General features: G+C 70.1%; 6 protein-coding genes and 1 pseudogene. 3 read left to right on the forward strand and 4 right to left on the reverse strand.

Annotation, left to right across the window (positions count from 1 at the left end; translation table 11 throughout):
• Positions 1-235 precede the first annotated feature (235 nt).
• Positions 236-3,454 (forward strand): bifunctional cytochrome P450/NADPH--P450 reductase, encoded by a 3,219-nt coding sequence (locus ACIRF9_RS35180; protein WP_403830650.1) that lies wholly within the window; start codon positions 236-238, stop codon positions 3,452-3,454.
• 200 nt (positions 3,455-3,654) lie between these two features.
• Positions 3,655-4,842, forward strand: a complete 1,188-nt coding sequence (locus ACIRF9_RS35185; protein ID WP_403830652.1) for an MFS transporter — start codon at positions 3,655-3,657, stop codon at positions 4,840-4,842.
• Between the two features lie 325 nt (positions 4,843-5,167).
• Here the strand turns inward: ACIRF9_RS35185 and ACIRF9_RS35190 are convergent, their stop codons facing one another.
• The gene (locus ACIRF9_RS35190) at positions 5,168-5,794 is read right to left on the reverse strand and encodes a TetR/AcrR family transcriptional regulator (protein WP_403830655.1); all 627 of its coding nucleotides are present in this window, start codon (positions 5,792-5,794) and stop codon (positions 5,168-5,170) included.
• A 762-nt stretch (positions 5,795-6,556) separates the two neighbouring features.
• On the reverse strand, positions 6,557-7,390 hold the full coding sequence (locus tag ACIRF9_RS35195) for an alpha/beta fold hydrolase (RefSeq protein ID WP_403830658.1): 834 nt from the start codon (positions 7,388-7,390) through the stop codon (positions 6,557-6,559).
• A 452-nt stretch (positions 7,391-7,842) separates the two neighbouring features.
• Here ACIRF9_RS35195 and ACIRF9_RS35200 point away from each other — a divergent pair, with 452 nt between their 5' ends.
• Positions 7,843-9,153: an aldehyde dehydrogenase family protein gene (locus tag ACIRF9_RS35200; RefSeq protein ID WP_403830660.1), complete on the forward strand. Its 1,311-nt coding sequence runs from the start codon at positions 7,843-7,845 to the stop codon at positions 9,151-9,153.
• Positions 9,154-9,190: 37 nt separating this feature from the next.
• Here the strand turns inward: ACIRF9_RS35200 and ACIRF9_RS35205 are convergent.
• Together ACIRF9_RS35205 and ACIRF9_RS35210 are read right to left on the reverse strand one after the other, a co-directional pair.
• Positions 9,191-10,247, reverse strand: a pseudogene (locus ACIRF9_RS35205) (AraC family transcriptional regulator ligand-binding domain-containing protein).
• 224 nt (positions 10,248-10,471) lie between these two features.
• Complete coding sequence (locus ACIRF9_RS35210; protein WP_403830919.1) at positions 10,472-12,352, reverse strand: RICIN domain-containing protein; 1,881 nt, start codon at positions 12,350-12,352, stop codon at positions 10,472-10,474.
• Positions 12,353-12,866 lie beyond the last annotated feature (514 nt).

Consider the following 12,866-nt stretch of genomic DNA (forward strand, 5'->3'; position numbering starts at 1 on the left):
CTGTCTCGCGCGACGACAGTCGATGGCTCGGGTGGCGGCGGTCCCGTGCCGCGAGGGCGGCTGTCCCGTGGTCGGGAGCGGGCGGGTGCGCGAGGCCGGTTCGAATGGTGGTCTTCCGTTTCCTTGGGGTTCCACCATCGACTGTGTCGACCAATAAAATCGTACGACATTGTCACCTGACAATGTCGCCTGTATGGTTGGTCACGACAGCCTGCGCGGAACGAAAGGCAAGCTCATGACTCATGCGAACGTGCGCGGAACGGAACCGATCCCCCAGCGCCCCGCCCTGCCTCTGGTGGGCCACGCCTTCGACATTCCTGGTGGCGCCGACGGTCTGCTCTACGTGATGAAGGAGGCCAAGGAGCTCGGCCCCCTGTTCAAACTCCGCGTCTTCGGCAATGAGATCAACTTCGCCTCCGGCCTCGACCTGGTCGCCGAGCTGGCGGACGAGACCAGGTTCCGCAAGAACGTGCATCCGGACCTCGTGATCCTGCGGGAGATCGGTGGCGACGGGCTGTTCACGGCCTTCAACGACGAGCCCAACTGGCGCAAGGCGCACGACGTTCTCATGCCGGCGTTCTCTCTCGGCGCGATGCGCGGCTATCACGCGACGATGCTCAAGGTGGCCCGTGAGCTGATCGGGAAGTGGGACCGGGCGGCGGGGACGGAGCCCGTGGACGTTGCCGAGGACATGACGCGGTTGACCTTCGACACGATCGGGCTGTGCGGCTTCGGCTACGACTTCGAGTCGTTCGGCCGGGAGGAGGCGCACCCCTTCGTCTCCGCGCTGACGCGCGCGCTCGGCTTCGCCCAGGCGAAGGGGGAGTCCATCCCCGGTATGGAACTGTTCAAATGGCGGCAGGCCGAGCGGTTCCGCGCCGACGTCACGGTGATGCGGGACCTCGTGGACGAGGTGATCCGGCAGCGCAGGGCCTCCGGGGACACCGCCACCGACGATCTGCTCGGCCGCATGCTGCACACCCGTGACGCGGTGACGGGCGAACCCCTGGACGACGTCAACATCCGCCACCAGGCGATCACGTTCCTCATCGCCGGCCACGAGACCACCAGCGGCGCCCTGTCGTTCGCCCTGTACTACCTGACCAAGCACCCCGAGGTCCTTGCCCGCGCGCAGGCGGAGGTCGACGCGCTGTGGGGCGACACCGACGCCCCCGAGCCGGACTATGGGGACGTAGGGAAGCTGACGTACATCCGTCAGGTGCTCAACGAGGGCCTGCGGCTGTGGCCGACGGCTCCCGCCTATGCGGTGGAGCCGCTGGAGGACACGGTCATCGGCGGGAAGTACGCCGTGAGCAAGGGCGAGTCGATCCAGGTGCTCATCCCCCGGCTGCACCGGGACCCGGCCTGGGGCGAGAACGTCGAGTTGTTCGACCCTGACCGCTTCCTGCCCGAGCGGGAGGCGGAGCGTCCGGTGCACCTATTCAAGCCGTTCGGCAGCGGTGAACGCGCCTGCATCGGACGCCAGTTCGCGCTGCACGAGGCGACACTGGTCCTCGCATTGGTGATCCACCGCTACCGGCTGATCGACCACACCGACTACCAGCTGAAGATCAAGCAGTCGCTGACCCTCAAGCCCGACGAGTTCACGCTGACCCTCGCCCGGCGCACCAGCGGCGAGCGACGCCTGCCCATCGCCGCGGCCACCGCCGCCGGCGCTCCCGCGGCCGGCGACCGGACCACGACACGGCGTGCCACAGGAACCGCGCTGACCCTGCTGCACGGCTCCAACCTGGGCACCTGCGCGGGCATCGCACACGACCTGGCGGCGGACAGCGGCGAACGAGGCTTCTCCCCATCAGTGACCTCGCTCAACGACGCCGTGGGCAAGCTTCCGGCCACCGGCGGACCCGTGGTGATCGTGGCGGCCTCCTACAACGGTAGGCCCACCGATGACGCCGCCGAGTTCATGGAGTGGCTGGAGGGGCTTGAACCCGGCTCGCTCGACGGCCTCCACTACGCCCTCCTCGGTGTGGGCGACCGCAATTGGGCAGCCACCTACCAGCGTGTCCCGGCCCTCATCGACGAGAGGCTCGCCGCGGCCGGTGCGACGTCACTGCTGGAGCGTGGCACCGCGGACGCCTCCGGCGACTTCGCCGGAACGGTGGACCGGTGGACCGACGACCTGTGGACCGTATTGCTGGAGGGGTACGGCGCCACCGGGGAGGCGGTCACGACGGAGCCGGACACCGGAGCGGAGACGGGGCTCTACGAGTTGGAGGACGCGACGGACTCCGTCATCGGTGGACTGGCGGCACGGCACGGCGTCCAGCCGATGGAAGTACTCGAAGCCCGCGAACTGGTCGACATGGAGCATGAACTGGGGCGTTCGAAGCGCTTCCTGCGGTTGCGGCTGCCCGAGGGCGTCACCTACCGTACCGGCGACCATATGGCCGTCCTCCCCAGCAATCCGGCCTCCCTCGTCCGGCGGGTCGCCGACCGCTTCGGACTCGACCTGGACCGCACCGTCCGGCTGCGGGCCCGCCGACGCAGCCGGGGCGCGCTGCCCGTGGACCGCCCGCTCACCCTGCGCCGCCTGCTCACCGACTTCGTCGAACTGCAGGACCCCGCCTCACCGGAGCAGGTAGCCGTCCTCGCCGAGCACACCGCCTGCCCGCCCGAGAAGCGCCCCCTGTCCGAACTCGCCGCGATGGACCCCGAGGGCTTCCGCGAGCAGGTGACGGCCGCCGGGCGCAGCGTCCTGGACCTGCTGGAGCGCTACCGTGCCTGCGAGCTGCCCTTCGAGCGTTTCCTGGAACTGCTGCCGGTCCTGCGCCCTCGCCACTACTCGATCTCCTCCTCCGCGACGGCGGCACCCGATGAGGTGGACCTGATGGTGTCGCTGCTCGCCGCACCGCACCGCGGCGGAGAGGGCACGTTCCACGGCATCGCCTCGCACCACCTGCGGACCGTCCGGTCCGGCGACACCGTCCAGGCCAGGGTCCTGCCCTGCAACGAGGACTTCCGTCTGCCGCAGGACCCGTCCGTACCCGTGATCCTGGTCAGCGCGGGGACCGGGCTCGCGCCGTTCCGCGGGGCCGTGCTCGACCGCCACCACACGCGGTCCACCGGAACCCTGCTGTGCTACTTCGGCTGCGACCACCCGGACGTCGACTACCTGCACCGCGAGGAGTTCGAGGCGGCGGAGGCTGCCGGGGCTGTCAGCATGCGGCCCACCTTCTCCCACGCCCCTGAGGACGGCGCCCGTTTCGTCCAGGACCGCATCGCGAGGGAGAACGACGAGGTCTGGGCGGCCCTGGAGGCCGACGGACGGGTGTACATCTGCGGTGACGGCCGCCGCATGGCCCCCGCCGTGCGGGAGGCGTTCATGGCCACCTACCGCAAGTACACCGGCGCCGACGACGAGGAGGCCACCGCCTGGCTGAGCGCCATGATCGAGTCCGGCCGCTACGTCGAGGACGTCTGGGCCGGCTGACGCCCCGGGCGCGACGGCCACCGGTCCTCGCACCCGCCTCGCCGACCGACGGGGCCACGGACGTGCGGCACGTCCGTGGCCCCCTTTCCCGCCACATGTCCCGCTCCTTCTCGAACTCGTGAGGTTCCCATGCCTGTTGCACGTTCGGCACCACGCCGAGGATCGCCGGCCGTCGCCCGCTCCTCGCAGGCGAGCACCCGGTGAGCGCCCGCGGCGGAACCGCCCTGACCTTCGGCGTCGCGGTGGCCCTTGTCACCGGAGTGACCCTGGGCAATGGCGGAGCGAACGTGATGCCCGTCTTCGTCGACGACTTCGCCTCGCGCTTCACGCTGTCGGACTCCGGCGCCGGGCTTGTGGCGGCGACCCAGCTCATGGCCACCGCGGTCGTCACCCTGCTGCTGGCCCGGCGGGCCGCCCGCCCCGGGCGCGTACGGATGGCCCGTCTGGGCCTGGCACTGTCGGGAGCGGGCTTCCTGGGGGCGGCGTTGGCCACCGACCCGGTGACCCTGATCCTGGCCAACCTGGTCCTCGGCGCGGGGCTCGGCGCGGTCTACGCGGCGGCCACCGCGGCACTCGCCGCCACCGACGACGCCGACAAGGCGTCCGCGGTCACCGTCTGCGGCGTGGTAGCTGCGACCGCTCTGCTGATCATGGGTGTTCCGGTGGCCAACAACGACCTGGCGGAGGGTGCCGGATTCCTGCTCATGGCACTGTGCTGCCTGCTCGCCTGGCCCCTGGTTCGTCGGCTCCCCGACGGCCCTCCGGCACCGGGCCCGGAATCCTCCGGCACGGCCGAGGCGGCCTCGGGCAGGCCCTCGGTGGTACTGCTCGTCGGTACCGCGTTGCTGTGGGCGGTCACCCAGGGCGCGTGGTCGTACGCCTCGGTCCTGGGCCGTCAGCACACCGGGATGTCGCACTCCGCCGTCGCGGCCGTCCTCGCCGGCTCCAGCGTCGTGGGGCTGGCCGGCGCCGTCGTGGGGCCCATCGCTGCCCGGCACTTCGGGCGGATGCGGTCCATGGTCGGCTTCGTCACGGCCCAGGCTCTCGCGATGGCGCTCCTGACCTTCACCCACGATCCCGTGCTCTTCGTCGTCGCGGCCGTTCTCTGGCAGGCGTGTCAGCTGGCAGTCCTGGTGCAGATGCTCGCCGCCGCGGCGCTCATCGATCCGACCGGACGTCTGGTGGCCTCCCTGAGCGGGGCGGGTGCCCTGGGCACCGGCATCGGACCTCTGGTGGTCGGAGGAATCCTCGACGGCGCCGGCGCCGGCATACTGAGCCTCGTCCTGGCATGCGGAACCATGGGGTCCTCGATCCCCCTGATGAGGATGACGGTGGCGAGCGCGAAGGCCGCGGAGGACCGGCGGTCGGTGGCCTCGCCCGTGGGGTGACCGACGCCGTCCACGTCGGCCGGCCCCGGAGAGGGGCCGTCCGCGGAGGGACCGAGGGCGAGGCGGTCGGGTCGCGTCACGCGGGGTCCGACCGGCCCCACCCTTCGGAGCGCGTACGCCGGAGTCTCGTATGCCAGGGCCATCCCGTGCCGCCATGTGCGGGACGAGGTGGCCCTGCTGTGTCGTGCGTGGCCCGTCAGGCGACGCGCCGCGCAGCCCTACGAGCCGTTCGAGGCTGACTGCGTGCGCCACGCCGGGCCGCTCGGGTGGCCTGGGGCGAACGGATACCACGGCGCCGGGTCCCGGTGGGCCGTGGTGCGATCCGTCAGGGGCCGTCCGGCAGTGCCACCAGCTCCAGGCGGCCTCCGGCCAGGGCCACGGCCGCCGACACCAGCGCTTGGAGACAGTCGAGTTCGGCTTCCTCGTCGCGCAGCGAGAGATGCTGCACCGACAGACCGTCGAAGCCCGCCAGGAAGAGCCGGGCGATGGTCTCGGCGGACTGGGCGAGCTGGTGCCCGGTGCGTTCGGCGGCCTCGGCCACGAGCTTCGTCGTCACGCCCATGACCTCGCGGTAGTGGCCTTCCAGGGCCTCCCGCAGACGGGGCGTACGCAGTGCGAACATGGACAGTTCGGTGAGGAGTTGGTGACTGGTCGGCTGCTCCCGCAGTGTCCGCCAGAGCGCCGAGGCCAGCGCGGCCACCGTCTCCTCGAAACCGGTGCCCTCCGGTACGGCGCGTTCCACCTGCTCGATCAGATCGTGGGTCAACTGCTCCATGACGGCCCGGTACAGATCCTCCTTGGTACCGAAGGTGTAGTGCACTGTCGCCTGGGCCACGCCCAGTTCGGCGGCGATGGCGCGGGTGCTTCCGGCGGCCACTCCCTCCCTGGTCATGAGGTCGATGGCCGCGTTGATCAGCTGGGGGCGGCGCTCCGCCGCGGACACATGAGCCATGCATCCACTATAGCGACTTGGTCCTCTGATTGAGTCGATCGATCAAGTTCAGGTGAAATGTGGGGTGAGAGGGGCGCGGCAGGGAGGGCGCCGGCCGAGCCGGATCTGCCGTACACGCCCATCGAACGGCGCACCGGCCCCGGCGGGCTCTGGGACCACTTCGCGGACCACCCGCCGCATTGGCGGGTCCCGTCCTACCTGCATCGTTCGCGAGTCGGCGCCGCAGACACCGACCTCGGCGCGCAGAGACGTCTCGCGCAGATCGAGGCGCGCCGCCCCGGCGAGTTCGGCGGGCGTGTCGGTGGGGCCCCTGGGGGTCGTGCCGCAGGACGTGTCAGGACGTGGTGCGGGGGATCAAGCGCTCGGCGTTCCGGTTCGAGGCCCATGGCGCTCTCTCTGGAGCCTGCATGCCGCGAAGCGTCCGGCTGAGGCGTGTCCATGCTCGATCCGGCGGAGCCACCGCCTCCGACCTGCGGATTCCGGCCTTGCTCCCCGACACCACTTGGCGGGGCGCCGCCCCCTTGGGCGCGGAGCGTCCCCACTCGCTCCTCTCCCGCTCGAAGACCTCCCGGATCTCGCCCCGGTCGCGCCGGCCTCCGTGGATCCCTTGTCAGCGGAGCTGGACGACCGACTGGTACCTTTCGGCGGTCTTGTGGCGGTGCGTCTGCTGTCGGCTGAGTACAGCCCGCGCCTGTGCCCGGTCCGGGGCTCTCGAACCGGGCACAGTGGGAAACGGTCGGCAGGGCGTGCGACGCGCCCCTGTCAGCCGTGCGCCCGCAGATGTTCGAGGAGGAGGCTGTTCAGCGTCTCGGGCGCCTCCTCGGGGATCCAGTGGCTGACGCCCTCAAGGGTCTCGAAGCGGTACGGCCCGCCGACCCACCGGCCGGTGTTCCGCGCAGCCGCCGGGCCGAACACGGCGTCGTCCGTGCTCCAGACATAGAGCGTGGGGACGTCGATGACGCCGACCTCGCCGTCGGGGCGGCCGGCCCGGTACCAGTTCAGTGCCGCGGTGAGGGCACCCGGCCGGGACAGGTGCCGGGCGTGGGCGTCCGCACTTGCCTGCGGGATCCTGCCCGCGTAGGCGGCGCGCAACTCCGCGGCGTCGTCGGCGAGCATGCGGTTCTCGGTCGCCGGTGTCTCGCGCCAGTCGATCATGTACTGCGATCGCTTGCGCTGGTCCTCGTCGGTGCCCAGGGCCTCGGCCAGGGCGCCGGGGTGCGGTGTCGAGACGACCGCCAAAGTGCGCACACGGCCGGGGTGGGCACCGGCGACCCACCACGCGACCGCGCCTCCCCAGTCATGGCCGACGAGGTCGAAGGCCGCCCAGCCCAGTTCCTCCGTGATCGCGACGACGTCGTCGGCCAGGATGTCGAGCCGGTAGTCCTCGGGCCGCTCGGGGCGCACACCGGGGGAGTAGCCGCGCTGGTCCGGTGCGACGACGCGGCGGCCCTGTGCGGCAAGGGCCTCGATCTGCCGCTCCCACGCACGTCCCGTCTGGGGGAAACCGTGCAGCAGCAGAACCGGGCGGCCCTCGGGCGGGCCGGCCACGAGGGCGTCGAACGTGCCCGCAGCGGTGGAGATGCTCAACTCGGTCACGAGTGAATCCTTCCTGTAGACCAATTGGTCGGTCTTGGTGACGGACCGGGGACGCGCGGACCGAGGACGCAGGTCCGCCGCACGCAGGTGCTCGCCCTTCTCGTGGGAATCCCCGGAGAGCCGACCCGGCGTGGCGCGTTCATCGCCTCTTTCGCGATGGTCGCGGCTGACTTACCGTGGCCTGCTTCGGCTGTCCCGTTCTCGCCGTCCCGGTGTCGATCGGAGCCTAGATGATCGATCCCCGTCCTCCGCGCCGGTCCACGAGAACCTGGCCGGGATCTCTCCTTCTTCACTGCTGTCGTCCGTCCCACAGCAGTGCCAGGCAGGAGCGGGCAGGGGCGCGCCGCTGGCCGTTGAGGTCCCCTCCGTGGCCGCGTGGGTCAGTCCCCGTCGGTCCGGACGTGCGTAGGTTCCATACAACACCCGGGATATCGCTGCAAGGAGGCGGGCTGGTGAGCGAGATCCGGTACGACACGTGTGTGATAGGAGCGGGCCCCGCGGGGCTCGCGGTGGCCAGGGCGCTTGCCGAGCGGGATCTGCCGTACACGCACATCGAACGGCACACCGGCCCCGGCGGGCTCTGGGACATCGACAATCCTGGCAGCCCGATGTACGAGTCGGCCCACTTCATCTCCAGCAGGACGCTCTCCGGTTTCGGTGGTTACCCCATGCCGGACCACTTCGCGGACTACCCGCCGCATCGGCAGGTCCTGTCCTACCTGACGTCGTTCGCCGAGGCGTACGGGCTGAGGGACCGTATCGAGTTCGGTACGGCAGTCCGCGACGTGACGAAGAACGCCGACGGTACCTGGACGGTCACCCGGGCCGACGGGAGGCGGAGCGTGCACGGCCAGGTCGTCGTGTGCACGGGTGCGCAGTGGCACCCCAACGCCCCCGAGTTGCCGGGCCACTTCACGGGCGAGGTCCGCCACACCGTCACCTACCGCAGCAGCGAGGAACTGCGGGGCAAGCGCGCACTGTCGTTCACGGGTTCCACGGCGACCGGCCGCCGGATCCTGTCCGACGCGGCGGAGACCAACTTCAAACGGGTCTCGCTGGAGATGGGCGGCAAGAGCCCGCAGATCCTCATGGCCGACGCACTCGACTACGGCGACGAACTCATCGACTACATGATAGAGGCCGCGTTCCTGACGATGGGGCAGAACTGCACGGCCGGCTCCCGGATCCTCGTCCACCGGAGCATCGCCGACGAGGTACTGCACAGGTTCACCACTGCCGCGAAGGGCCTGGTCATCGGTGATCCCTCCCACCCGGGCACCCAGGTGGGTCCCCTCATCGACCGGACCGCCTTCGACCGGGTCGCGACGGCGGTGGACGCGGCCCGCGCAGCCGGGGCCCAGATCCACACCGCCGGCCTGCCGCACGGCCTGCCGGCGCACGGCGCCTACTACCCGCCCACCGTGATCAGCCGCGCGCCGGAGGGCAGCGACCTGCTCACGAGGGAACTCTTCGGACCGGTTGTCACCGTCCAGACCTTCACCGCGCAGGACGAGGCGGTACGGATGGCCAACGCCTCCGAGTACGGGCTCGCGGCCTCGGTGTGGACCCGCGACCTCGACGGCGCGTTCCGACTGGCGCGGGGCATCGAGGCGGGTGTGGTCTCCGTGAACGCCTACAGCGAGGGCGACATCACGACTCCCTTCGGCGGCTGGAAGCAGTCCGGGTTCGGCGGCGCGGAGAAGTCCGTCGACGCTTTCGCGCAGTGGACCAGGGAGAAGACGGTCTGGATCCGCACCCGGTGACCGGTAGGGGCGCCCGGTTCACCCACCGGCGCGCCCCTCACTGTGCGCCGGTCTCCTCGCGGAGCCGCGCCGGAGCCGTCCCGTGCCAGCGGTGCACCGCACGGCGCCGGGCGCGCGCGTCGGAGAATCCCGCCTGCCGGGCGATGTCCCGCAGTGTCAGCTCAGGCAGTCGCAGCAACTGCTCGACCCGCTCGTGCCGCACGCCGTCGACGACGGCCTCGTACGTCGTGCCGCACTCGGCCAGGCGACGGCGCAACGTACGTTCGCTGGAGGCGTGCCGACGGGCCTGCTCGACGAAGGACGGCACGTCGGGGAGGCTGTGCGCGATCGAGATCTCCAGTACCTCCAGGAGCTCCTGCTGATCGTGGCGGGCCGTCGTCTGCTGCGCCAGCAGTTCCATCGCTGACGCGTAGGTGACGGGGTCACGACCCGACATCGCGCGGCGGAACCACGACGCGGGGAACACCAGACGGTTCTCCACGGCGGCGAACCGCCCCGGGCAGCGGAACAATCCGGTGAAGGGGCGGGTGTCGCGCGGGGCGGGGAAGACGAACTCGACGCTTGCCGGGGCGAATTCGCCCCCCGCGCTCAGCCGGGCGAGCGTGACGACGCTGGCGAACGCCTCCTCGGCGAGGAAGACCGCGACCGTCGGGTCGAGAGCGGGGTCGGGCAACGCGGCCCGCAGCGCGTAGCCCCCGTCCTCCGGCCCGGCCGTCCAGACGACCATGGCACCGGACAGGTTCTGGAACCGCACACCCGTCTCGATGGCATCCTCCAGGGTGCCCGCAGACAGGAGCGCCAGGCCGAGCAGCCCCCAGGCGGTCAGATGCTGCGCGGCCCCCACCTGCAGACCCAGATGAGGTTCACCGGTGAGTTCCACCGCGCGGCGGATGACGGTACTGCCGGTAGGAGACTCGAAGCGCCGCGGAGCCCATCACGGCCTCGCCCAGCCCCACGTCCGCCAGCAAGGGCCGCAGATCCACGCCGTACTTGGCGGCGACCGGGGAGAGGTAGCGCAGGATGTTCGGCGGGATGGTGGCCGAGGTGCTGCGGCTGGTGCCGGGAGACGGCGTCGGGGCTGGGGAGTCGGGCATGGGGGTTCCTCGCGACCTGAGCTGGACATGGTGGACGCCCAGGGACCGGGCGGTGCCGTGACCGGTGGCCGGAACTTGCTGCCCGGGCGCGATCGGTTCACGTACAGATGCCGCACCCGTCCCGCCCGCGCCTGCCTGCCGGCCTGTCACTTCCTTGGCGGCTCATTCTGTCGCGTGCGCGGCTCGGCGGAGGTCTCCGGCCGCCGGGCGACGTGTCGCTCCGCTCAGATCGTGGTGATCTGCCAGTGCTGGCGTGTGGCGCCCGTGTAGGTGTGCTGGTCGAGGTTGGCTCCGTCGGCGGTGGAGCCGTCGGTGACGTCGAGGGCGAGTCCGCTGAAGCGGTTGGTGAGGAAGTAGTAGCCGTCGCCGGTGGGGGTGATGGCCCAGTGTTGCTGGGGTGCGTCGGCGTCGCTCCAGATGCCGGCGGTGGCGGCTTCTGCGCGGGAGAGGCCGCCGATCTCGAGGATCTTGCCGCTGGCGGCACTGCGGATCTTGTAGTAGCCGTCGCCGGTGCTGGTGAAGGTCCACTTCTGGTTGGTGGTGTTCTTCCAGGGCCATTGCAGGACGGCGGTGCCGTTGGCGGTGCCGGCGCCTGAGACGTCGGCGGCCTTGCCGCTGTGGCGGGCGACGAGTCGGTAGACGGTGCCGTCCCCGGGCAGGACGCCGGAGCGCAGTGCGGGGGTGGTGGTGCGTCCGCCGATGCGGAGGTTGCCGATGTTGGCGTAGTCGCCGGTGGCGGCGGTGGCCTTGATGCGGACGAAGCCGGCGTCGCGGGCGGTCCATTCGGTGAGCTTGAGGGTGCGGTCGCCGTTCCAGGTGGGGGTGGCGACCTGGGTGAAGGTGGTGCCGTCGGTGCTGGTGGAGATGGTGCAGGAGGTGATGTCGCCGTCGGTGGAGTTGTTGCGGTTCCACTGCTTGGGCAGGTACTCCAGTGATGAAATACCGCTCCAGACGCCGCCGAGGTCGATGGTGATGGTCTGGGGGAGTGCCAGGTTCCAGGTGGACCAGCAGGTTTCGAAGCTCTTGTCGCTGAGTCCGTCGATGGCGTTGAGGGGTCCTTCGCCGGTGTGGAAGCCGGTGGCGTAGGCGTTGACGGGGGTGACGGGGTGTTCGACGCGCAGGGGCTGGGTGGGCAGGGGGGCTCTGGCCGTGTTGGGGTTCCAGGCGGCGCCGACCTCGGTGAGGCGGTTGACGATGTTGGTGTCGAGGACGCCGTTGCGGTTGGGCGGGCAGTTGAGGATGAAGGAGGTGTATTTGGGTTCGAGGTCGGCGAGGTGGGAGAGGATCGATGCCTTGCTCATCGGGTCGGTCGTGGGGGTGCTGGGGTGCCAGAACCAGCCGTCACTGATCGTCTGCCCCTGAAGTGACGCGTAGGTGTTCCCGGCGGGCGAGGTGACTCCGAGCGGCTCCTCGAAGTAGATCGCGTCGCCGAGGAAGGGCACCGACAGCGCCCCGTGGTCGATCATGACGATGTCGGGTTGCAGGGACAGCACGTGTTCGCGGATGCGCTGGTAGGAGATGGCCTGTTGGCCCATCTGCCAGGCGTAGCCGTCGGTGACGAATATGTCGATGGTGCCGTAGTTGGTGAGGAGTTCGGTGATCTGGCCGAGGATGTAGGTGAGGTCGGCGGGCTGGACGGCTTCCTTGCTGGCGACGCCGTGGCGGGTGTCGTAGGCCTCGACGGTGTGGGTGCGGTCCCAGATGGAGAAGTACAGGCCGACCTTGAGTCCCTTGGCGCGGAACGCCGTGACGTACTGGTCGACGATGTCGTGCGGGTAGCCGCTGTGGGCGACGTTCTGGGTGTCGTAGGCGGTGGGCCACAGGGCGAAGCCGTCGTGGTGCTTGGTGGTCAGGATGCCGTAACTCATCTTCGCTGCCGCCGCCGCGGCGGCCCACTGGGCGCAGTCGACGGCGGTCGGGGCGAACAGTGCGGGGTCCTGGTGAGCGGCGGCCCACTCCTCGTCGGTGAAGGTGCCGAGGTTGAAGTGGTTGAACATGCCGAAACGCAGGTCGACCAGCTTGCTCAGCTTGTCCTGCGGGGTGGCCGCGGCGGCTCGGCTCAGCGAATCGAGACCGGGTACGACGGGCAGCGCGGACGCGGCCATGGCGGCACCCGCGACACCCATGAGTCGGCGGCGCGACAGACTTCCGGACACTTTCACTCCCGGTGCTTCGGAGGACGGAGGGGCTGATGTGACCTATGAATCTCATCCGCGTATCGGGCCGGTCAACCCTTGTGCAGGGATGAATCGGCTTGGTTAACTGGGGTGTTGGCGACTGAATCAGCATAAATAGTGTCATATCGACTCACAGACATCACATGTATATCTCGCGCTTCACCTGACACCCCGGCCGGCCGCCGGGGTGCCCGCGGCGACGCTTCCGGGTGTGGGGCGGGAGAAGGGGCGGTCGTCGGTCGGGGGCCGAGACGCGTCTCCGTCACTCGGGCCTGGCTGACTTATCGCAGGCATTGATGGGATCGATGTTGAGTTTCATGAGGGTGATGAGCTATCCAGCCTCGTTCGTTACCTGCTGCTTTGAGGTTTCTCGGTTCGGGGTCTGGACACCGTGGCCGAGCTCTGTCTATAAAGACATCCCATCTATCGGGGTCGCTCATCG

This window comes from Streptomyces sp. NPDC096132 (assembly GCF_044763345.1).
Classification (GTDB): Bacteria; Actinomycetota; Actinomycetes; order Streptomycetales; family Streptomycetaceae; genus Streptomyces.